Source organism: Limisphaera sp. 4302-co, from assembly GCF_049537155.1.
Taxonomy (GTDB): domain Bacteria; phylum Verrucomicrobiota; class Verrucomicrobiia; order Limisphaerales; family Limisphaeraceae; genus Limisphaera.
On the sequence record NZ_JBMVQZ010000003.1, the window covers coordinates 68,156 to 90,227 of the forward strand.

A 22,072-nucleotide genomic window follows, 5' to 3' on the forward strand; every position below is an offset into this window, starting at 1 on the left:
TTTCCCGCGTAGCAGCCATGAAAGTCACCCTCAAAGTCTGGCGCCAAAAGGACGCTCAAAGCCCGGGACGGTTCGTCACCTACGTGACCCCGGAGCTCAATCCCAACATGTCGTTCCTCGAAATGCTGGACGTGGTCAATGAAGAGCTCATCCGGCGTGGCGAGGAACCCATCGCCTTCGACCACGACTGCCGGGAGGGCATCTGCGGAACCTGTTCCCTCGTCATCAACGGCAAACCCCACGGTCCCCACCGCGGCGTGACCACCTGCCAGACCTACATGCGCAGTTTCAAGGACGGCGACACCATCGTCATCGAGCCGTTCCGCGCCCGCGCCTTCCCCGTCATCAAGGACCTGATCGTGGACCGGAGCGCGTTTGACCGCATCATGTGGGCCGGCGGCTTCATCAGCGTCCGCACCGGCAGCGCGCCCGAGGCCAACAGCATCCCCGTCCCCAAGGAAACCGCCGAACGCGCCATGGACGCCGCCCAGTGCATCGGATGCGGCGCCTGTGTGGCCGCCTGCAAAAATGCCAGCGCCATGCTCTTCGTGGCCGCCAAGATCTCTCACCTGGGGCTCCTGCCCCAGGGCCAGCCCGAACGCTGGCGCCGCGCCCGCGCCATGATCGAACAAATGGACCGCGAGGGTTTCGGCGCCTGCACGGTCACCGGCTCCTGCGAGGCCGTCTGTCCCAAGGGCATCAGTCTCGAGTTCATCGCCCGCATGAACCGCGACTACGCCGTGTCCCTCCTCAAGGGGGACCCCCCGTCACGCGCCTCCGCCGCACTTTGAACCCGCACCAGGACAGGCCGTTCCCCGGCACCGGGCGCCCCTCCATCGCCGCACCGGCCAAACGGCCATTGCCACCGCGCCCGCTCGTCGCCGTCATCGCCCTTCAGCCCCTTCCCGGCTCACCCCTCCACGCCGGTTCCCACCGCGCCATACTCGAACGCGCCCTGACAGACGCCCGCCTCTACGCCGGGGCAGGAGTGGACGCACTCCTCATCGAAAACAGCTACGACCTGCCCTACACCCGGCCGCCCCTGCCCGCGGCCGCCGTCCGACTGGTCACCCGGATCGCCCGCGAGTTGCGCAGCCTCTTCGCCGGCCCCATCGGCATCCAACTGCTCGAAGCCGCCAACGAAACGGCGTTGGAAATCGCAGCCGAAACCGATCTCGACTTCGTCCGGGTGGAAGGTTACGTCTTCGCCCACGTCGGCGGCGCCGGCCTCATCCAGGGCTGTGCCGGGCCACTCCTCCGCCTCCGCCGCAACCGCAACGCCGGGCACATCCGCATCTTTGCCGACCTCAAGAAGAAACATTGCGCCCACGCGCTCACCGCCGACCTCGACATCGTGGACGAACTCAAGCAGGCCGAGTTCTTCCTCGTGGACGGCGTGATCGTCACCGGCCCCCGCACCGGCGAGGCACCCGCACTGCGGGAACTGCGCCGCGTCCGGCGCCACGCGCACGTGCCCGTCTGGATCGGCTCCGGAATCACGCCCCGCAACCTGCCCCGCTACTTCAAGGAAGCCGACGGTTTCATCGTCGGGTCCGCCTTCCGCACCGGGGGCGATTTTCTCGGCAGCACCGATCCCGGGCGACTCCGGGCCTTTCTGGCCGTCTGGAACCGCTGCCGCACCGAACAACCCCCCGCGCACTGAACGTCTCCAACCCCGCCGACCCCGCGCCCCTACCAGTAGCGCTCCCAATGCACCTGCCCGGGCGCGTCCTTCCGGTGTTCCCGGTATCCCTCACTCGCCAACAGTCTCACCATGTCCTCGATCATGGCAGGGTTGCCGCAGAGGAACACGTGCGTGTGATGCGGCGAGGGGGCAAAGCCCCATCCCTCGGCAATCAGCCCGGACCGCCACACATCCTGCACATGCCCCACCAGGCCGCTCCACGGCGGCACGGCACCTTGCGGCCGCGACACCACCGGCAGGTACAGCAAATGCGCGTGCCGCCGTGCCAGGTCCTCCAGCTCATTCCGGTACCCCAGGTCCGAAGGATACCGCGCCCCGTGGATCACCGCCGTGCGCCGCTGCGAGTTCTCGGCCAGGTGCGTGCGCAACATGCTCATGTAGGGGGCCAGCCCCGTGCCCGTGGCCACCAGCACCAGATGCGCATCCGCCGGCACATGCCGCAACGTGAACATCCCGCTGAACTTCGGCCCCAGCCACAACCGGTCCCCCACGTGCAACCGGAACAGCCGTGGCGTCAACACCCCCGACCGCACCAGCGCCAGATAAAACTCCAGGTACTCGTTCTGCCGCGACGAAGAGGCGATCGAATAGGCCCGCCGGATCCATTGATGCGGTGGGGCCGGCGGGTTCTCCGGTTCCGCGTCCGGCACCCGCGGCGCCGACCCGGGCAAACCCAACACCGCAAACTGACCCGGCTCGAACGGCGGCAACGCCCAACCCTCCGGCACCACACGCAGGATGATCAGGCCCGGCGCCACCTCCTGCCGCCACGCCACACGTGCATTGTAATCCATGTTCGACATCCCAAACCGCTCTGCGCGGCCCAGTGTACGAATCCCGCCAACTGCAAAAAGCCCTTTCCACCGCGCGCAGGCCGGTGACGCGGCCCCCCGACGGCACATCGCCTCCTTCACAGACCCGCGGTTGACACCGCCGGCCCCTGCGCCAGATGATGAAACCCATGAGCGAAATCATCTATCCGCGCAGTCCCCGGGAGATGATGGACGGGTGGATGCACCTGCCGCGATACATTGACAAGATCCGGCTCTTCCTGGCCGGGCGGTTGCATCCGGACTACCTGCCCAACCTCGGCAAGGGATTCGACGGCCTCTGGCTCAAATACGCGGGGCTCACCCACGAACAGATGGTGGAGGTCGTCCGCAACACCATCATTGACGGACAGGTCTGCGACTGGGTCCGCCAGAACGTCAAAGTTCCCCCGGAGGTCAAGGCCGCTCACAGAGAAGAGATGCTCAGCTATCCCAGGCCCGATGACGCCGAAGGCCAGGCCCGACTCCGCTGGCGCAAGGAACAATCCGGCCTGGCCCATCGGGACGACATCCGCACATTCGTGGACTACATCGACGCCGACGAAAAACGGATCTGATCCACGGCACCGACCGCACGTGAACCCCTGGACCGACCGACACTGGTTCCTGCTGGCCGTGCTCGCATACGGCGCGGCCACGTTGTGGTCCGTCTTTTTGTGGCGGCGGGGGTTCCGGCGACATGACTGGATCAACTACACGATCCTGGCGGTGGGATTCCTCTTCCATACCTGGGCGCTGCTCCGGCGGGGCATGAGCCTCCAGCACTGCCCGGTCCGCAATCTCTTCGAAGCCACGGCTTTCGTCGGTTGGAGCCTCATGGTGGCCTACCTCGTCTTCGGCCTGTGGCCGCGCATGCGTTTTCTGGGCGTGCTGGTCGCCCCGCTGCAACTGGCCCTCGGTGTGTTCGCATTGATGCCGGCGCTCGACACACCCTCCGGGCCCATCGTCCAGACCGACCGGGTCTTGGAAAGCCTTCACGCCGCCACGGCCCTGCTCGCCTACGGCGCGTTCGGCCTCGGCGCCGTGGCCGCCGGGCTCTACCTCGTCCAGGCACACGACCTCAAACTTCGCAAGCTCCGCGCTGTCATGGCCCTTCTGCCCCCCATCGAACGCCTCGAACGGGTGGCGCGGCGGCTGGCCCAAACCGGCTGGCTTTTGCTCGGGCTGTCCCTGGCGCTCGGCAGCCGGCTCACCCCGCCGCCGGGCACGTACTTCGCCGGAGATCCCAAGGTCGTCTGGTCGGCCCTCCTCTGGATCGGGTACGCCACCCTGCTGGTCTGGCACTGGCGCGGGCTCTCCTCCCGGCGGTTCGCCTGGGGACTCGTGGGCGTGTTCGCCTTCGTGCTCCTGACCTTCTGGTGGACCAACCTCCTGTCGCCCCTGCACCACCCATGAACGAGCCGGTCCATCTGCAAGGAGGAACGAGCCAGATCCTCGTCATGGGATTGAGCCACCGGACCGCACCCGTGGCCGTGCGCGAGCGTGTGGCTTTCGCCGAGGCACGCATCCCCGCCGCCCTGCAAACTCTCCGCGAAGCGCACATCGCCGAAGAAGCCGTCATCCTCAGCACCTGCAACCGCGTGGAGATCTACGTGGCCACCCGGCTGCCGGCCGACCTGGCCTTCCAGGACCTCGAAGAGTTCCTGGGCCGGTGCCATGACTATCGCGACCCCCTCACCGACCACCTCTACCGCTTCACCGAACCCCGCAGTGTGGAGCACCTCTTCCGGGTCGCCTGCGGCCTCGATTCCATGGTCCTCGGAGAAACCGAGATCCTCGGCCAGCTGAAAGACGCCTACGAACTGGCCCGCCGCAGGGGCTTCACCGGGCCGCGACTCAACAAGGCGTTCCAGAAGGCCTTTCACGTCGCCAAACAGGTGCGCACGGAGACCCTCATCCAACGCGGCAGCACCTCCGTGGCCAACGTGGCCGTCGAACTGGCCGAGCGCCTCTTCAGCTCGCTCCGCCCGTGCACCGTGCTGGTCATCGGCGCCGGTGACACGAGCGAAAAGGTCGCTCGCGCACTCGTCTCCCGCGGCGCGGGCCGGCTCTGGGTCACCAACCGCACCCACGAACGGGCCGAGGCCCTTGCCGCCTCCCTCGGGGGCCAGGCCATCCGCTTCGAAGAGTGGCCCACCGCCTTCGCCCAGATCGACATCGTCATCAGCAGCACCGCCTCGCCCACGCCCCTGCTGGACCGCGCCCGCCTGGAACGATGGATGCGCCACCGGAGCCGGCGCCCCCTCCTCCTCATTGACATCGCCGTGCCCCGTGACATCGACACCTCCGTCAACGAACTCGACGACGTCTACCTCTACAACGTGGACGATCTTCAGGCCATCGCCGACGATTACGTCCGCCAGCGCCAGGCCGAGGTCGCCCGTTGCGAATCTCTCATCCGGGAGAAGGTCCGGGCCTTCCTTCAACCGCCGCAACGGCCCGCCCCACCGGGCGATCCGGCCCCCTCCCACGCCTGATGCCCATGCCCGATCCCTCCCGCCCCATCATCGTCGCCACCCGCGGCAGCGCCCTGGCACTCGCCCAGGCACACGCCGTCCTCAACCAGTGCCGCCAGACCTTCCCCAAACTCCGCTTCGAACTCAAAATCATCAAAACCACGGGCGACAAACTTCAAACCGCCTCCCTCGCCCAGTCCGGTCGTTCCCTTCCCAAGGGGCTGTTCACCAAGGAACTCGAGGTGGCCCTGCTCAAGGGCCGCGCCGACATGGCCGTCCACAGCCTGAAAGATCTCCCCACCGAGCTGCCCGCCGGCCTCCAACTCGGTGCCGTCACCCGCCGGGCCGACGTCCGGGACGTCCTCATCTACCGCGACGCCGGGCATTTCGCCGCCCTGGCCCACGCGTCCGGGCCCGAATGGGTACCGGGGCAGTCGCAGCTCCGCGGCTTCCCCCCTCGCATCACACTGGCCGATCTGCCACCCGGCACCGTCGTGGCCACCAGCAGCACGCGCCGCCAGGCCCAGATCCGGGCGCTCCGACCCGACCTCCGCTTCGCCGAACTGCGGGGAAACGTCCCCACACGGCTGGAGAAACTTGCCACCCGCGACGCCTTCGACGCCACCATCCTCGCCCTTGCCGGCCTTTCCCGCCTGAACTTCCGCATCACCCCGGAGGGCCGTTTGGAAGGCGACGCCGTACCGGAGGGGCTGCTGGCGACCGTCCTGCCCCTGGAGACCATGCTCCCGTGCGTCGGCCAGGGCGCCGTGGGCATCGAGATCCGGGCCGACGACGACCGGCTCCGGGCCATCTGCGCGCGCCTCAACCACTACAACACCTGCCAGGCCGTCACGGCCGAACGGGCCTTTCTCCGCGCCATGGGCGGCGGTTGCCAGAGCCCCGTCGCCGCCCATGCCGAGGTCGTCGGTGACCAACTGCGCCTCCGCGCCATCTCGTTCCTTGACGGCGTCCGGCGCGCCGACGCCACCGGCCCCGTCCAGGATCCGGTCGCACTCGGAGAATCCGTCGCCGCGCAGCTCAAGGCCGGCTGCTGAGAGGTTGCCCGCCCGGTGCCGAACCGGCATCCGTCAGCCCGGCCGCACGAACGTGCCGGAACGCCACCGCCCCTCCCGCCGGCTCCGCACCAGCGCCAGGCCCGAGGCTTCATAGGCGGTCCGAACCGCGTCGAATTCCCGGGCCAGTATGCCCGCCACCACCAGGGAACCGCCCGGCGCCAGCCGCGCACACAAGCGCTCTCGCGCCGCCAGCAAGACCGGCGCCGTCACGTTCGCGGCCATCACGTCAAACCGCCGCCCCCGCACCGGCAGCCGCAGCAAATCCAACCGATCCAGGCGCAGGCAGCCCTCCACACCGTTCACCCTTGCGTTCCGGCGCGCCGTCTCCACCGCGGTCTCGTCGTAATCAAGCGCCTCGACGGGAGCGTAACCCAGTTTCACCGCCGCCACCGCCAGGATCCCCGACCCCGTACCGGCGTCCAGGAAGCTCTGGGCCCGGCCAGCGTTCCGCAGCCGGACCAGCTCCTCCAGACAGAACCGCGTGGTCGGATGATGTCCCGTGCCGAAGCTCAACCCGGGATCCAGCACCACCTCCACCTGCCCCTGCTTCAGCACCGGCCGGCACCAACTCGGTCGAATCACCAGCCGTCCCAGTTCCAGCACGCCGAAATGGACTTTCCAACTCTCCGCCCAATCCTCCCGCGGCAACATCCGGGCCCGCACCACCAGACGCTGTCCACTCGGGTCGCTCACCCCCGCAGCCCGCAGCAGCCGCCGCAGCCGGGCCCGCTGCGTGCGCCACACCGGGGGACCCGGCCTTTCCTCCAAAAACGCCACCACCCGTGCGCGTGATTCGCCCGGCCGATACTCGATCACCGGCGGCACCTCCCACACCTCAAACACCCCGTCCGCAACCGCCTCCGCCCAGGCCCGCGGACAGCTCACGCGGATCTCGAACAGTTCCTCACCCGCAGCCGACCCCCTGCTCCCCGGTTTCCGTTCCCTCTCACACATGCATCACGCCCAACTCCCGCAAGGAAATGTAATCCCGCGACCGGCCCGCCGTGGCCCGCCCCACGATCACATGGTCCAGCACCTCGATGCGCAGCACCTGCCCCGCCCGCACCAGGTCCCGCGTCACCCGCACGTCCGCCTCCGAGGGCGTCGGGTCCCCGCTCGGATGATTGTGGATCAGGACCACCGCCGCCGCCTTCGCCGCCACCGCCGGCCGAAACACCTCACGCGGATGCACCAGTATCGTGTCCAATGTCCCCTGCGAGATCCGTTCCAGCTTGATCAGCCGATGTCGCGTGTTCAACAACGCCACCCAAAACGTCTCCACCGTGCACAATCGCGCCTGCTCCCGCACCAGCCGCGCCACCGCCTCCGGATGATTCAACGGTTCGCTCTCCTCCACGCGTTCTTCCACCAGCCTCCGCGCCAGCGCAAACGCCCCCACCAACGTCACCGCCTTGTCGCGTCCCACCCCTTTGACCTCCTGCAACTCCTCCAGTTTGGCCTGGGCCAGGCCGTGGAGCGACCCGAACCGCCGCAGCAGTTCGTGTCCCACCTCCACCGCGTTCGCCCCCCGGTGACCGGTCCGCAGCAGAATCGCCAACAGCTCCGCCGTCGTCAGCGCCTCCGGACCGCGCTGCACCAGCCGCTCCCGCGGCCGCTCCGCCGGCGGTTGATCCTTCAACCGCAGATGACCCGATGCCACGGCCCGTCTTTTAGCCGCCTCCATCCCCGCCCGCACGCCCAAAAAGATCCGGTTCCCCCCCCGCCTGCTCCCGCGCCTCCCGGCGGGCCCCACCTCCCGTCGCCCCGCCCGTCTCCGGCACCGCATGACCCAGCTCCGCCAACACCTCCGCCACCGTTCGAAAATGCAGTTTCGCCACCTCCGCGCACACCTGCGGCCCGTGCCTCTGCACCAGCTCACGCAAGGCCGCGCGCGCCTCCGGACCGGCTCCCCGAGGCAGCTGCACCCCCCAGCGCCGGCTCATCCGACCCAGCCGATCCAAAAACGCCTCCCGCGCCAACAACGACGCCCCCGCCACGGCCGGATCCGACTCCGCCCGATGCCGCTGCACCAGTTCCAGCGATCGACCCCGCCGCATCCGCGCCTGATCCAGCAGGCGCGGATCGGACGCAAACTGGTCGCTGATGACCCGCACAGGAAAGGGCTCCAGCCGATCCCCGCGTTCCAGCAGATTCTCCAGCGCACGCGCATGCCCCCAGGCCAGCAGCCGGTTCACGTTCCCCATCTCCCGCCAACACCGGTTGTAGGCCGCGTTCCCGATCACCACCACCTCCCACGCGCAACCGGGCGTGGACCGGATCTGCCGGGCCAGTTCCCGCACCGCCGCCTCGCTGCCCACCCGTTTGCTGTCCCGGATCCCGCTCTCCTGCCACGCGCGCACCACCGACTCGTTGACGTACACCGCCGCCACACACAACGGACCGAAAAGGTCGCCCTTGCCCGACTCGTCAATCCCCACCCGCGGCAGCTTCAACTCCGGTTGCAGCTCCAGCTCGTACCCAAGCCGCGCCTCCTTCAGGATCTCCGGCTCGAGCACGTACTGTACGAACTCGCGTGTGCCGCGCCCCTGCACCACCGCCTTGCCGCTCCGGTAACACACCACGTTCACGTCCCGGCCAAATGCCCCGAACCGCGCGTACGGCACCTCCCGAAATTCGAACCCGTGCTCCCGGCAATACCTCTCCAACGCCCGGGCCTGGTCCTCCGTCAACTCCACCGTGTAACTGTGCAGCGGCGCTCCCACGCTGGCGCAACCTAGCCGGCGCGCGTACCCTGCCGCAAGCCATGACCAAACCGGCCCATGCCCGGCACGCCGCGGAATTGCGCGCACTCGTGCGCGTCCTCCTGCGTTGGTTCGGCCACAACGCCCGCAACCTGCCCTGGCGCCGCACCCTCGATCCCTACGCCATCTGGGTCGCGGAGGTCATGCTCCAACAAACCCGCGTGTCCACCGTCCAATCCTACTGGGAACGTTGGATGCGCGAGCTGCCCGACCTCCCCGCCCTCGCACGAGCCCACCCTCGCCGACTGCGCAAACTCTGGGAAGGGCTCGGCTATTACCGCCGTCTCGACCACCTCCATAGCGCCGCCCGGCTCATCCTCGAGCAGCATGCGGGCCGGTTCCCCCACACCTACGACGAGATCCTCAAACTGCCCGGAATCGGACCCTACACCGCGGGCGCCATCGCCAGCGCCGCCTTCAACCTCCCCACCCCGGTCGTGGACGGTAACGTGGCCCGTGTGCTCAGTCGGTTCTACAGCCGACCCCTCACCGCCCGATCCGCCGACTCCTGGGCACTCGCCACGCGCCTCGTCCAAATCGCCGCCCGATGCATGCCCGTTGCCCTCCTCCCCCTGGCCGAACCCGGTCGCCCGGACACCGCGCCCCTCTGCCCGCCTTGTTCGGCCCTCAACCAGGCCCTCATGGAACTCGGCGCCACGATCTGTCTGCCCCACAACCCGCGTTGCACCGATTGCCCGCTGCGCAGCCGCTGCCTCCACGCCCGACAAGGCGGCGCCGATCCCGGGCGGGCCACCCGCCGCAGTCCGGCCGAACCCCGGCGGCTGGTCGCCTGCCTTGTCCGGTCCGACGGACACTGGCTCCTCCACCAGCGCGGCACGGGCGTCAACCGCGGCTACTGGGAACTGCCCGTGTTCGAACTCCCCTCGGACCGCCCGCCCTCCGGCCATTTCCCAACCGACCCCGAATCCTGGTTCGAGTTCGAGCCGTCCCCCACACAAGGCCCTCCCACCATCGTCCACCACATCACCCGCTTCCGGTACCACGTGGAAATCCGTGCCGCACGCCTCAAGCGGCCCTGGCCACCGGGGCACTGGCTCACACCCCGCCAGCTCCAAAATCGCCCCCTCTCGCGGCTCACCACCAAGATCCTTCAACAGTGGACCTCCACCGCCGGCGCAACCGCAAAACATCCCGAGCACGATCCCGCCCCGCACAAAAGGCATGCGTCAGAGGGCCCGACTCTGCTTAAATGACGGCCCGATGACGATCATCACGGATGAACGTTGTACCGGCTACCACGCGCCCGGGCATCCTGAACGGCCCCAGCGCGTACAGGCCACCTTGGAGCGGTTGCGCACCCAAACGGAGCTGCCCCTTCAATGGTCCAGCCCGGGCGAGGTCTCGGAGGAAGAGTTGCTCCGCGCCCACACCCCCGCCCACCTCCGGCGGCTGGAAGAACCACGCGATTTCGACATGGACACCGCCTGGCTGCCGGACATCCACCTTCACGCCCGCCGCTCCGCGGCCGCCGCCCTCACCGCCATGCGGCTCGCCCTGGCCGGCCGGCCCGTCTTCAGCCTCATGCGCCCCCCGGGACACCACGCCACCCGCGACCGCGCCATGGGCTTTTGTTACTTGAACAATGCCGCCATCGCCGCCCTGGCCGCCCGCACCGCCGGAGTCGAACGGGTCGCCGTCTTCGATTTCGACGTCCACCACGGCAACGGCACGGAAGACATCCTCCTTGACCAGCCCGGTACGCTGTACGTCTCCGTCCACCAACACCCCTGCTACCCGGGCACCGGCACCGACCATCGCGGCTCCAACTGCCGCAATTATCCCGTCCCACCCTCCACGCCGGCACCCGAATACCGCACCCACCTCCATCACGCTTTGGCAGACATCGAAAAGTTCAATCCCGACCTGCTGATTGTCTCGGCCGGGTTCGACGCCTACGTGCGCGACCCTCTCGCACGCCAGATGCTCGAGGTCGAAGATTTCCTCTGGCTCGGCGCCCAGATTCGCAGCCTGAACCGTCCCACCCTGACCCTGCTCGAAGGCGGTTACAGCCGCGACCTCCCCGAGCTCATCTTCGCCTATTTGAAGGGCATTTCCGGCCACTGAATTTTCCACGCCCCGCGGTCGCATCGCCCCGGCCCCCGCCTGCCCGGAGCACGTCCGCACCCTGCCCGGCACACGCCGGCACCACCACCCCCCTCCAACGCCGCACCCCGTTTTTGGTTTCCCTCCCGTTCCGCCGCCCCTATCCTCGCCGCGAACCAAAAACAACCTCAACCAATCTTATGAAAGGGCACACCTACCGCTTCTGCTTCGGTCCTTGGAACATCAGCGAAGGTCAGGACCCCTACGGGCCGCCGGTCCGGTCCCCCAAACCGTTCGACTGGAAACTCGACGCACTCAAACGCCTCGGCTTCGACGCCATGATGTTCCACGACGACGATGCCGTGCCGGACCTCGACAACAAGTCCGACGCCCAAATCCGCAAAGAAGCACGCGAATTGCGCCGCAAACTCGCCGACGCCGGCATCGCCGCCGAAATGGTCGCACCCCGGCTCTGGTTCGATCCCCGCACCGTGGACGGGGCCTTCACCAGCAACGACCCCAAATGCCGCGCCTACGCCATCGAGCGTTCCCTCCGCTGCATCGACCTGGCCCGGGAACTGGGCACCGACCTGGTCGTCCTCTGGCTCGCCCGCGAAGGCACCTACCTGCGCGAATCCAAAGACGCGCGGCGATGTGTGGACCACCTCGTCCAGGCCCTCAACCGCATGCTCGCGCACGACCCCAAAATCCGCATCGCCATCGAACCCAAACCAAACGAGCCCATGGACCAGGCCTACATCCCCACCATCGGTCACGCCATCGCCCTGGCCCATCTCACCGACGACCCCGAGCGCGTCGGTTGCGTCATGGAGACCGCCCACGCCATTCTGGCCGGACTCGACCCCGCCGACGAAATCGACTTCGCCTGCGCGTTCGGCAAACTCTGGTCCCTCCACCTCAACGACCAAAACGGACTCAAGTTCGACCAGGACAAACCCTTCGGCAGCGCCAACCTCCGGCTCGCCTTCAACCAGGTCCGCGCCCTTGAACGAAACCGCTACGGTCGCAAAGGCGAATTTGTTTGCTTCGACGTCCATCCCTTCCGCCCCACCCGCGAGGAACACTGGCTGGCCCACCTCGAAAACAGTCGGCGCACATTCCTCCTGCTGGTCGAAAAGGCCCGGACTTTCGACGAAGCCAGGGCGCGCGCCCTCATCCGGGAACGCAACTACGCCGCACTCGATCAGATGGTCATCGAACACCTCCTGGGCACCTGATCCCACGGCGCCTCCCGAAGCACGCTCCATCCGACAGCCCCGCCTTCGTCCTCCTGACAAGGCCGAAGGACCGCCGGCCGGGCGGATGGATGCCGCCTTTGAAACCGGCCCGGGAGAACCTGTGCCGCCAGATCACGTTCTCCCGGGCCGCTCCCGCAAGTCCCACGCCTTTTCGCGCCCGCACCACCGCTTGCATGACAAAACCCGATCCGGGCGCCGGAGGGCCCGCCCGCCGCAACAACCCACCCTGCCAGCCACACCGGCAAAGGGCACATTTCCGGTCCCATCCGCCGCAATGAGCCCCCGGACCAGGGGGCCAGAATTGGCCATGGCAAGCGTCCCACCAGCGCCGTACATTGGCAGTGGCATGAAGATCCATACCATCCATTCCAGCGCCTCATGCCCGGCAAGTCCGAAACCCGGCCGGGCACGGACCCGCACCGGGCAGGGAGCCGAATGCCTGGCGGTGGTCACTGCAGCGCTGATCGCAGCTCTGGCCTCCGGTTGCGGACGGGCGGACAACACCGCCCCATCCACGGCACCGCCACCCGTCGAACCGGAGGCGGTTGCGCCCGCGCAGACGGCCCCAACCGCCGGCCCGAGGCGGCCGTCCCGCCCCAAACACCGGGCCCCCGCAGTCTTGTGGATGAGGAACGGCTCAGAAAGGCATTCGCAGATGCACCCGCGGCGTTTCACGTCTTTTTGGAAGAGGCACTCGGAGTGGCGCGCACGAGCAACCGTGCCGAGGCCATCGAGCAGTTCCAGAAGCTGTTGCGGCACCCGCAACTGACACCCGGACAGCAGGCAGCCGTGGAAGAAACCCTCGCCAGGCTCCAGCGAGGTCAACCCTGAAAGTCGTCAGAGCCGGCACGACCACGAAGATGAGAGCGAAACTGAAACTGCTACGTGACGGTCTGCGCACCGGCACGACACGCACGGTGCCGGATCGGGTCCGCGGGTTTACCCTGATCGAGCTGCTGGTGGTGATCGCAATCATTGCGATCCTCGCGGGGATGCTCCTGCCGGCGCTCTCCAAAGCCAAGGCAAAGGCCCAGCGCATGTCGTGCGTCAACAACCTCCGGCAGCTGGGCCAGGGCACCATGATGTACGTACAGGATTTCGCCGGGCGCCTGCCGCCGTGGCGGGTGGGCCTCCCCAACGAGGACGACCTGAGCGCATCGCACTACAGCCGGTACGTGGTCAACGGACCGGCCAACGCCCGGGCGCCCCAGAACATCCCGGTCCCGGGCTGGACCTGGCAAAACGGCGGGTACCTGTACCCCCTGAAGTACACCGGCGACGGCAACATCTTCTTCTGCCCCGCTTTCAAGGAAGGCCCCTTCAGCAGCAGCTATTACTCGCCCCTGCTGACAACCGACGTGGGCGGGGACGTGCGGTCCAGCTACCTCTACAACCCGCGCACGATCAACGCGGGCAACCGTCCCGGACCCATCGACACCCACCGGCGCTACCGCAAGGAAAGCCAGATGGAACCGCACAAACTGTTCGCGGTGGACGTCATCCAGGGACTGTCGTTCTGGGCCCACTATCGCGAGGGCGGATTCAACGTGTTGTTCACGGACGGGTCGGTGAAATGGTCCAAACACCCGGACGTGACACGCTGGAACCTCGACAACAGCTATCTCCAGGCGCGGGTGCTGGACCTCATGTTCGACCGGTTGGAACAGGGCGCACGCTGAATCGCCGGGGCGCCCGCGGGCCCGGACGACAACCGCTCAACCCTCGGCCAACCACGGCGCCAGCCAGCGCGCCATCTCCTCCACGGGCACCCCCTTGCGCCGCGCGTAATCCGCCAGCTGGTCCCGGCCGATCCTGCCCACGGCAAAGTACCGCGACTCCGGATGGGCAAAGTACAGGCCGCTGACGCTGCTGCCGGGCCACATCGCGTACGACTCGGTCAGGCGGATCCCGGCCCAAGTGTCCGCCTGCAACAGCCGCCAGAGAACAGCCTTCTCCGTGTGATCCGGACAGGCCGGGTAACCGGCGGCCGGACGGATTCCCCGATACCGCTCCTCGATCAGATCTTCCAAACTCAGATCCTCCTGCCGGCCGTAACCCCATTCCCGGCGAACCCGGGCATGCAACCACTCCGCAAAGGCCTCCGCAAGCCGATCCGCCAGTGCCTCGGCCATGATGGCGTGGTAATCGTCGTGGGCAGCCTTGAACTCCCGAACCACCGATTCCAATCCATGCCCGCTGGTCACCGCAAAGGCGCCGATGAAATCACTTTCATCCGGGCCCGTCTCCCCGGCTCCGGCGACGAAGTCGGCCAGGCACCAGTTGGGCGTGCCGTCGTCCTTGGGCATCTGCTGCCGCAGGAAATGCAGCCGCGCCAGCAGCCGCGTGCACTGCGGATCGGCGTACACCTCCACATCCTCGCCCGCCCGCCTCGCGGCAAAGAAACCGTAAACCCCTCGTGGCTGGAGCCTGCCCTCGCCCACCAGTCGTTCGAGCAACCGCTGGGCATCCTGGAAAAGCTGGCGCGCCTGGGCCCCGTGTCGGGGATGGTCCAGAATGGCCGGGTAACGCCCCCGCAGTTCCCAGGCATGAAAAAACGGCGACCAGTCAATGTAAGGGACCAGATCGGCAAGCGAAACCGCCACGGCCCGCATCCCCGGCGCGATCGGGGGCACGTCCCCCCCGGCCGGATGCAGCACACAAAGACCGAGGAACTCGGGTCGGGGCCGGTCGGAGTAATCCAGCCTCGGCGCGCGCCGGCGCGCCTCCTCCAGCGGCAGCAGGGGCTGCCGCCGGGACTCGTGCGAGCGACGAAGCTGCTCGTATTCCTCGCGAATCTGCCGGACGAAAGGCTCCCGTTGTTCGGGATGCAGAAGCTGGCTGACCACCGGCACGGCGCGGCTGGCGTCCAGGACATGAATGACCGGATGCCGGTAGGCCGGGGCAATCTTCACCGCCGTGTGCGCCTTGCTGGTCGTCGCACCCCCGATGAGCAGCGGCTGGGTGAAACCCTGGCGATCGAGCTCGCGCGCCACATGAACCATCTCATCCAGCGAGGGCGTGATCAGACCGCTCAAACCGATGATGTCGGCGCGCCGTTCCCGGGCGGTCTCCAGGATGCGCTCACAGGGAACCATGACCCCCAGGTCGATGACCTCGTAGTTGTTACAGGCCAACACCACGCCGACGATGTTCTTGCCGATGTCATGCACATCGCCCTTCACGGTGGCCAGAAGAACGCGGCCCCGGGGTTGAACCGCCTGACCGGCGGCCAGTCGCTCGGCCTTCTCCTTCTCCAGCCAGGGGGTCAGACAGGCCACCGCCTTCTTCATGACCCGGGCGGACTTCACCACCTGGGGCAGGAACATCTTGCCGGCGCCGAACAGGTCGCCGACGACGTTCATCCCGGCCATCAGCGGCCCTTCGATGACGGCCAGCGGATGACCGAGTTTCCGGCGTGCCTCCTCCGTGTCGGCCTCGATGTAAGTGTCGATCCCGTGAACAAGCGCGTGCTTGAGACGCTCCTCCACCGGCCACTGCCGCCATTCGGGCGGACCACCGGACGCGGCCTGATCGCCGCCGCGGGCGGCACCCTTGAGTTGCTCGCCGTACTCAACGAGTCGTTCGGTGGCGTCCGGCCGGCGATTGAGGATCACGTCCTCGACCCGTTCCCGCAACTCGGCCGGGATCTCCTCGTACACCGCCAGCAGACCGGCATTGACAATGCCCATGTCGAGTCCGGCCCGGATGGCATGATAGAGGAAAACACTGTGCATGGCCTCCCGGACCCGCTGGTTGCCGCGGAAGCTGAACGAAACATTGCTGATGCCGCCGCTGACGCGGGCGCCGGGCAGGTTTTCCTTGATCCATCGCGTGGCCCGGATGAAATCCACCGCGTAGTTGGCGTGTTCCTCGATGCCCGTGCCCACTGTGAGCACGTTGGGATCGAAGATGATGTCTTCGGGCGGGAACCCGGCCTTCTGCGTCAGCAGCTCGTAACTGCGGCGGCAAACCTCGATCTTCCGCTCAAAAGTGTCGGCCTGGCCGCGTTCGTCGAAGGCCATCACCACCAGTGCCGCACCATACCGGCGGACCCGGCGGGCCAGCTCCAGGAACCTCTCCTCGCCCTCCTTCAGCGAGAGCGAATTCACGATGCCCTTGCCGGGCAGGCAGCGCAGGCCCGCCTCGAGCACGTTCCAGTTCGAGGAATCCACCATGACCGGCACCCGGGCCACGTCCGGCTCACTGAGCATCAGCCGCAGAAACCGCGTCATGGCCTGTACACCGTCCAGCAGGGCCTCGTCCATGCAGACGTCCAGCGCCTGCGCACCGGACTCCACCTGCTGGCGCGCGATGGCGACCGCCCCTGCATAGTCACCCTCGCGAATCAACCGGGCAAACTTCGGTGAACCGGCCACATTGGTGCGCTCGCCAATGTTCACGAAATTGGTCTCGGGAGTGAACTTGAGCGGCTCCAGCCCGCTGAGCCGCAGCGTGCGCGGCAACTGGGGCGGGATCCGCGGCGGGCAATCCCGCACAGCCTCCGCCAGGCGCCGGATGTGCGCCGGCGTGGTCCCGCAGCAGCCCCCCACGATGTTCACCCAGCCGGCCCGGGCCCATTCCTGCAGTTGAACCGCCAGACTCTCGGGCGTCTCGGGAAACCCGGTCGGCGACAGCGGATCGGGCAACCCGGCGTTGGGATAAAAACACGTGTAGGCGGACACCATCCCGGCCAGTTCCTCCGCAAACGGACGCATCTCCCGGGGGCCCAGGGCACAGTTGAGACCCACGGTGAGCGGCCGGGCGTGTTCCACCGCAATCCAAAAGGCCTCGAGCGTCTGGCCGATGAGTGTCCGACCCGAGCGGTCGGTGATGGTCCCGGAGATCATCACCGGCAGGCGCCGCCCCGCTGCCTCGAAAACCTCCTCGGCGGCAAACACGGCGGCCTTGGCATTGAGGGTGTCAAAGATGGTCTCGATCAACAGCACGTCCACTCCCCCCGCCACCAGGGCCTCGATCTGCTGCCGATAGGCCCGCCGCAACTGATCGAAGTTCACCGCGCGAAACCCGGCATCGTTCACGTCCGGCGAAAGACTCGCGGTGACCGGCATCGGCCCGATCGCACCCGCCACAAACCGCGGTGAACCGGTCCGGTCCGCCACCTCGTCGGCCGCCTCACGGGCCAGCCGCGCCGCCGCCAGGTTCAGATCCGCAACCAGCCGGCCCAGCCCCGGGTCGCTCACCACCCGCTCGAAATACGCCTCGTCCTTGCGCGGACCCTCCGGCGTCGGCCCGAAGAATTCGTGCTGGCCGATGCTCGTGGCCGAAAAGGTGTTGGTTTCGATGATGTCCGCGCCCGCCTCCAGATACTGCCGGTGCAGGGAACGGATCAACCCGGGCTGTGTCAGCACCAGCAGGTCGTGGTTGCCCTTGAGGGGTTTGCCCGCGTGGTCCCGGAATCGCTCCGCCCGCACGTCGGCCTCCGAAAGCCCCTGCTGCTGGATCAGCGTCCCCATCGCACCGTCCAGCAGCACGATCCGCCGACGCAGAAGGGACTCGAGCTCGGTGGCCTCCGCCATGCGACTCGATTGCATGGGCCGGAAGATACCGGGGCATCCTGCCACCCGCAAGACCAATCATCAATCAATCGTGATGGGAGGATTTGAAGATGATACCGCCCCGCCATGTGGCCCGGCGGAATGGCGCCGTGCACAACCGTCTCAACGGTAAAGGACCGTCTCCAGCTCGTGCCGCAGATGACTCATGACGGCGTAACGACGGTTGGGATCGGGCTGCAGACACCGCAAAAGGATCCGTTCCAGGGCCGGCGGGATGTCCGGATTGAGTTCGCGCGGCGGCCGGAGCCGGGCCGGATCCTGCTGGCTGCGCAGGATCTCCTCGGGCGTGCTCCCCTCGAAGGGTTTCTGGTGGGTGAGCAGTTCGTAGGCCGTGACGCCGTAGGCGAAGATGTCCACACGCTGGTCCAACGGCTGCCGCAGCAGTTGTTCGGGTGCCATGTAGGAGGGCGTGCCGGGATTCCGGTCGAGCCGGACCGGCGCGGGAGGAATCGACTGGGCGATGTCAAAGTCCACGAGCCGGATGCTGGCACCCGGGGTGACCAGCACGTTTTCCGGTTTGAAATCCAGATGCATGTAGCCGCGACCGTGCATGTGTTCGAGCGCCACGGCCATGTCGACCAGGATCTGGGCGACGTTCTCGGCCAGAACGGGATCCCCGCGGGCGGCCCGTTCCTTGAGGTTCTCGCCCTCGACGTATTCCATGGCCAGGTAATGCCGGCCGGCGTGGCGTCCGTGTTCGTAGTAACGGACGATGAACGGGTGCGGCTGCAGATCGGCCAGCACCTTGCAGCCGTGGAGGAAACGACGCCGGGCGGCCCGCCGGGACTCGAGTTCCGCGTGCATGACGCGAAGCGCGTAATGATGGTGCGCGTCGTCCCGGGCCAGCCAGATCTCCGCCATCCCGCCCCGTTTCACGGGTTCGAGCAACACGAAACGCCCGAATCGTGCCATGGGCGAGAGGGGACGCACCTTCCTGGTCCACCAGAGAAACACCGCCTCCTAAGTACCACGGATTGCCGGATTCCGCCAACCTTCGGTGAGGCCACCCGGGCACGGGCACGGGCGCCCGGAATCCAGACCGGCCCGGCCGCCCCCCACCGCAGGGATTCGCCGGCCGGGATTGGAAGACCACGGCACTTTTGCCATTCTGAACGGTCCATGGAACGCCAAGCGACCATCCGGGCGCTGCCCGTGGTGTACGAGGATGCCGACCTGCTGGTGGTGAACAAGCCGCCGGGGCTGGTCTGTCATCCCACCAAACCGGACGGGCGCTCGAGTCTGGTGGAACAACTCCGCCTCCGGGCCGGCCCTTCCTCCGCACCTCACCTGGTCAACCGGCTGGACCGGGAGACCAGCGGACTGGTGCTGGTGGCCAAGCGGCGCGAAATCGCCTCGGAACTGGGCAAGTTGATGGAGAACCGCGGGGTCGAAAAAGAGTACCTGGCGATCGTTCACGGGCACCCGCAAGAGACGCGCGGCCGGATCGAAGCGCCCCTGGGGCCGGACCCGGACAGCCCCGTGGCCGTCAAGGACCGCGTGGTTGCAGGCGGCGCACCGGCCTGCACGGATTATGAGGTGCTGGTGCGTTTTGTCCGGCCGGTGCCGCGCCGTCCCGATCCGCGTTGGTGGGGGAAGGAGAACGCCACCGAACCCGACCCGGCCGCCCGGGACGAAGAGGCCCCGCCCGCCCCGCAACCGTTCGCGCTGGTGCGGTTGTGGCCGCGCACCGGCCGGAAGCACCAGTTGCGAATCCACCTGGCGCACCTGGGGCATCCGGTCGTCGGGGACAAACTCTACGGTGGGGATCCGTTGATGTATCTGGCCTTCGCGCAGGATCGGTTGACCGCGGCGGACCGGGCGCGCCTGATCCTGCCCGCACAGGCCCTGCACGCGGCTGCGTTGCGGTTCCCATGGCGCGGCCGGCTCTGGGAATTCCGGGCGGAGCCGTTTCCCGTCTTCGTCGAGTTTCTGCACGAGGCGGGCGTGGACCTCTCCCGCCTCGTGCAACCGGGCACCACGGGCCCCGGCCGCGGCCTCACAACAGATTGACAGGATCCACGTCCACCGTGAGCCGGACGTCCTCCGGAAGCTGCAGTTGATCGAACCAGGGGGCCAGCTGCCGCACCAGGCGGAGCATCCGCCGCGTGCGGATCATCAGATGGTAGCGGTAGTAGGACCGGGCGCGTTCGAGTGGTGCCGGAGCAGGCCCTGCGAGCACGGTTTCTTCGCGGTCGGGAATTCGCGTTTCCAGTTCGCGCCGCACGTGGGCGGCCACGAACTGGACCTTTTCCTCGTTGCGCCCCTGCAGGGTCAGCAGGGCCACCCGCGTGAAGGGCGGGTAGCGCAACTGGGCGCGGAACTCGATCTCCTGCTCGTAAAAACCCTCGAAGTCGTGGCGCCGGGCGTACTGGATGGCCGGGTGATAAGGTGTGAAGGACTGCACGATCACCTCGCCCTCCACGTCACCCCGGCCGGCGCGGCCCGCCACCTGGGTGAGGAGCTGGAAGGTTCGCTCGGCGGCGCGAAAATCCGGCTGATGCAACGTCAGGTCGGCATGCACGATGCCGACCAGGGTCACGTTGGGAAAGTGCAGCCCCTTGGCGATCATCTGGGTGCCCACGAGGATGTCGATCCTGCCGGCGCGGAACTCGGCCAGGATGCGACGGTACTCGTCCTTGCGCTGGAGGATGTCCGAGTCCATGCGCTGGACCCGGGCCCTGGGAAACGCGCGCACCAGGGCCTCCTCCACCCTCTGCGTCCCGACACCCGCATAGCGGATGGCCGGGTCGCCACAGCGAGGGTTGGGACAGGTGGCGGGGGCGTCCTGGCTCTCGCCGCAGATGTGACAAAGCAGGCGCTGGCCGGCCCGATGATAGGTGAACGCCACGCTGCAGTGGGGGCAGTGGGCGACGTAGCCACATTTGGAACACTGCAGCGCGCTGGCGTATCCGCGCCGGTTGAGGAACAGGATCACCTGCTCCCTGCGCTCCAGACGCTGCAAAATGGCCTCGCGCAACTGGGGGGAAAAAATCGGCACGCCGCGCTGGGACCGCAGGGCCGCGCGCATGTCCACCACACGCACCCGCGGCATCTTTCTGGCATCGGCGCGCTCCGGCAGGGTCAGCAGGGTGTACTTGCCGTGGCGGGCGTTGTGGTAACTCTCCAGCGAGGGCGTGGCCGACCCCAGCACCACCACGGCCGGCTCCAGCCGGCCCCGCACCACGGCGACGTCCCGGGCGTGATACCGCGGGGTCTCCTCCTGTTTGTAGGTGGGCTCGTGTTCCTCGTCCACGATGATGAGCCCCAGGTTCTGCACGGGCGCGAAAATCGCCGAACGCGCCCCGATGACGATGCGGGCGCGCCCCTGCCGGATCTTGTGCCATTCGTCATGGCGTTCGCCCGCCGAAAGATGACTGTGAAGGACGGCCACCAGCGTCCGCAACGGACCGGTGCAGAAGCGTGCCTTGAAACGCTCGACCGTCTGCGGCGTCAGCGAGATCTCCGGCACCAACACAATGGCCCCCCGACCCCGCTCCAGCGCGGCGGCAATCGCCTGCAGGTAAACCTCCGTCTTGCCGCTGCCGGTCACCCCGTGAAGGAGAAAGACCGGAGCTGAGACGCCCTCCTCGGCACGGGCCTCAGCAGAGCTCCCCTCGACCGTCATCCCGCCCGCGGCGAGCGTGTCGAGACCACTGGTGATCGCCTGCACGGCCCTGGCCTGGGCTTCGTTCAGCGGCAGAGGTGCGCTGGGCAGGATCTGCTCGCGCCCCCAGGGATCCCGCTCTTCGATCTGGGAGACGATCTCCACCAGCCCCTTGTCTTCGAGCCGGCGCACGGTGGAGAGACCAGCGCCGGTCAGTTGCAGCAGCTCGGCCAGCGGCAGGCTGCGGTGTTCCTCCACGACGTGCAGGACTTCCTTCTGCCGCGCCGACAGCCGCGGCAGCAGACCGTGGGCGGGCAGCAGCCGCACATGAAGACGGCGCCGCCAGTCGGCATCCGGCCGCCGGACGGCCTCCGGCAGGACCGTGCGAAGGGCCAGCTCGGCCGGACAACAGTAGTACTCGGCGATCCATCGGGCCAGCCGCAGCACCGACGGCGTCACCAGTGAAACACCGGCCACCACACGAAGGATCGGCTTGAGCCGCGGCAGCGGTGAATGCGGCAGGATTTCAGTGACCAACCCGCAGACCTTGCGCCGGCCCAGGGGGACCTCGACACGCGTGCCGGGCTCCACCCGTCCCTCCCATTCCGGCGGGATCAGGTAGTCCAACTCCTTTCGCAGGGCCACTTCCAGGATGACACGGGCGACCATCGTGCGCGCCGGGCAGTGTGCGTCGGCAGACCTGTCGCGGCAATGAAGGGTTGTTCCGCACGGCCATCCGC

General features: G+C 67.7%; 19 protein-coding genes. 12 read left to right on the top strand and 7 right to left on the bottom strand.

The window, feature by feature from the left end; all coding sequences use genetic code 11:
• Nucleotides 1-17: 17 nt before the first annotated feature.
• Nucleotides 18-791 (top strand): succinate dehydrogenase/fumarate reductase iron-sulfur subunit, encoded by a 774-nt coding sequence (locus tag ACPDIX_RS04150; RefSeq protein WP_423430521.1) that lies wholly within the window; start codon nucleotides 18-20, stop codon nucleotides 789-791.
• On the top strand, nucleotides 788-1,663 hold the full coding sequence (locus ACPDIX_RS04155; RefSeq protein WP_423430522.1) for a BtpA/SgcQ family protein: 876 nt from the start codon (nucleotides 788-790) through the stop codon (nucleotides 1,661-1,663). The genes ACPDIX_RS04150 and ACPDIX_RS04155 overlap by 4 nt, the downstream gene beginning before the upstream one ends.
• 29 nt (nucleotides 1,664-1,692) lie before the next feature.
• Here the strand turns inward: ACPDIX_RS04155 and ACPDIX_RS04160 are convergent, their stop codons facing one another.
• A complete protein-coding gene (locus ACPDIX_RS04160) occupies nucleotides 1,693-2,508 on the bottom strand; it encodes a ferredoxin--NADP reductase (protein WP_423430523.1) in 816 nt (271 codons plus the stop codon).
• A gap of 158 nt (nucleotides 2,509-2,666) precedes the next feature.
• Here ACPDIX_RS04160 and ACPDIX_RS04165 point away from each other — a divergent pair, with 158 nt between their 5' ends.
• From ACPDIX_RS04165 to hemC, 4 genes are read left to right on the top strand one after another with little or no spacing between them, the layout of a single operon-like run.
• A complete protein-coding gene (locus ACPDIX_RS04165; RefSeq protein ID WP_423430524.1) occupies nucleotides 2,667-3,092 on the top strand; it encodes a DUF5069 domain-containing protein in 426 nt (141 codons plus the stop codon).
• A 19-nt stretch (nucleotides 3,093-3,111) separates the two neighbouring features.
• Nucleotides 3,112-3,930: a cytochrome C assembly family protein gene (locus ACPDIX_RS04170; RefSeq protein WP_423430525.1), complete on the top strand. Its 819-nt coding sequence runs from the start codon at nucleotides 3,112-3,114 to the stop codon at nucleotides 3,928-3,930.
• Nucleotides 3,927-5,012, top strand: a complete 1,086-nt coding sequence (gene hemA, locus ACPDIX_RS04175) for a glutamyl-tRNA reductase (RefSeq protein ID WP_423430526.1) — start codon at nucleotides 3,927-3,929, stop codon at nucleotides 5,010-5,012. Before ACPDIX_RS04170 ends, hemA begins: the two co-directional genes overlap by 4 nt.
• A 5-nt stretch (nucleotides 5,013-5,017) precedes the next feature.
• Nucleotides 5,018-6,046, top strand: a complete 1,029-nt coding sequence (gene hemC / locus ACPDIX_RS04180; protein ID WP_423430527.1) for a hydroxymethylbilane synthase — start codon at nucleotides 5,018-5,020, stop codon at nucleotides 6,044-6,046.
• A gap of 33 nt (nucleotides 6,047-6,079) precedes the next feature.
• Here hemC and ACPDIX_RS04185 read toward each other — a convergent pair whose 3' ends face one another.
• Genes ACPDIX_RS04185 through rnhC form a run of 3 tightly spaced genes read right to left on the bottom strand, consistent with a single transcriptional unit; the run spans nucleotide 6,080 to nucleotide 8,790 of the window.
• Nucleotides 6,080-7,021, bottom strand: coding sequence for a 50S ribosomal protein L11 methyltransferase (locus tag ACPDIX_RS04185; RefSeq protein ID WP_423430528.1), 942 nt, complete (start codon nucleotides 7,019-7,021; stop codon nucleotides 6,080-6,082).
• Nucleotides 7,014-7,727 carry a RadC family protein gene (gene radC / locus ACPDIX_RS04190; protein ID WP_423430529.1) on the bottom strand — a complete coding sequence of 238 codons (714 nt, stop codon included), beginning with the start codon at nucleotides 7,725-7,727 and terminating at the stop codon, nucleotides 7,014-7,016. Before radC ends, ACPDIX_RS04185 begins: the two co-directional genes overlap by 8 nt.
• Nucleotides 7,728-7,737: 10 nt before the next feature.
• The gene (rnhC, locus tag ACPDIX_RS04195) at nucleotides 7,738-8,790 is read right to left on the bottom strand and encodes a ribonuclease HIII (protein WP_423430530.1); all 1,053 of its coding nucleotides are present in this window, start codon (nucleotides 8,788-8,790) and stop codon (nucleotides 7,738-7,740) included.
• A gap of 41 nt (nucleotides 8,791-8,831) precedes the next feature.
• On the opposite strand from rnhC, the gene ACPDIX_RS04200 reads away from it, so the two are divergent.
• The 5 genes from ACPDIX_RS04200 (at nucleotide 8,832) to ACPDIX_RS04220 (ending at nucleotide 13,831) form a co-directional block, all read left to right on the top strand.
• On the top strand, nucleotides 8,832-10,043 hold the full coding sequence (locus ACPDIX_RS04200; protein ID WP_423430531.1) for an A/G-specific adenine glycosylase: 1,212 nt from the start codon (nucleotides 8,832-8,834) through the stop codon (nucleotides 10,041-10,043).
• Between the two features lie 7 nt (nucleotides 10,044-10,050).
• Nucleotides 10,051-10,914, top strand: coding sequence for a histone deacetylase family protein (locus ACPDIX_RS04205; RefSeq protein WP_423430532.1), 864 nt, complete (start codon nucleotides 10,051-10,053; stop codon nucleotides 10,912-10,914).
• A gap of 179 nt (nucleotides 10,915-11,093) precedes the next feature.
• The gene (locus ACPDIX_RS04210; RefSeq protein ID WP_423430533.1) at nucleotides 11,094-12,131 is read left to right on the top strand and encodes a TIM barrel protein; all 1,038 of its coding nucleotides are present in this window, start codon (nucleotides 11,094-11,096) and stop codon (nucleotides 12,129-12,131) included.
• 642 nt (nucleotides 12,132-12,773) lie between these two features.
• Entirely contained in the window at nucleotides 12,774-12,983 is a 210-nt protein-coding gene (locus ACPDIX_RS04215; protein WP_423430534.1) for a hypothetical protein, read from the top strand.
• Nucleotides 12,984-13,012: 29 nt separating this feature from the next.
• Nucleotides 13,013-13,831 carry a type II secretion system protein gene (locus tag ACPDIX_RS04220; protein WP_423430535.1) on the top strand — a complete coding sequence of 273 codons (819 nt, stop codon included), beginning with the start codon at nucleotides 13,013-13,015 and terminating at the stop codon, nucleotides 13,829-13,831.
• A 36-nt stretch (nucleotides 13,832-13,867) separates the two neighbouring features.
• On the opposite strand, the gene metH is transcribed toward ACPDIX_RS04220, so the two are convergent.
• Both metH and ACPDIX_RS04230 read right to left on the bottom strand, forming a co-directional pair.
• A complete protein-coding gene (metH, locus tag ACPDIX_RS04225; RefSeq protein WP_423430536.1) occupies nucleotides 13,868-17,704 on the bottom strand; it encodes a methionine synthase in 3,837 nt (1,278 codons plus the stop codon).
• A 126-nt stretch (nucleotides 17,705-17,830) separates the two neighbouring features.
• Nucleotides 17,831-18,640: a serine/threonine-protein kinase gene (locus ACPDIX_RS04230; protein WP_423430537.1), complete on the bottom strand. Its 810-nt coding sequence runs from the start codon at nucleotides 18,638-18,640 to the stop codon at nucleotides 17,831-17,833.
• Nucleotides 18,641-18,847: 207 nt separating this feature from the next.
• On the opposite strand from ACPDIX_RS04230, the gene ACPDIX_RS04235 reads away from it, so the two are divergent.
• Nucleotides 18,848-19,738 (top strand): RluA family pseudouridine synthase, encoded by an 891-nt coding sequence (locus ACPDIX_RS04235; protein WP_423430538.1) that lies wholly within the window; start codon nucleotides 18,848-18,850, stop codon nucleotides 19,736-19,738.
• Here the strand turns inward: ACPDIX_RS04235 and priA are convergent.
• Nucleotides 19,725-22,001: a replication restart helicase PriA gene (priA, locus tag ACPDIX_RS04240; RefSeq protein ID WP_423430539.1), complete on the bottom strand. Its 2,277-nt coding sequence runs from the start codon at nucleotides 21,999-22,001 to the stop codon at nucleotides 19,725-19,727. The two genes, ACPDIX_RS04235 and priA, sit on opposite strands and share 14 nt — an antisense overlap.
• Nucleotides 22,002-22,072 lie beyond the last annotated feature (71 nt).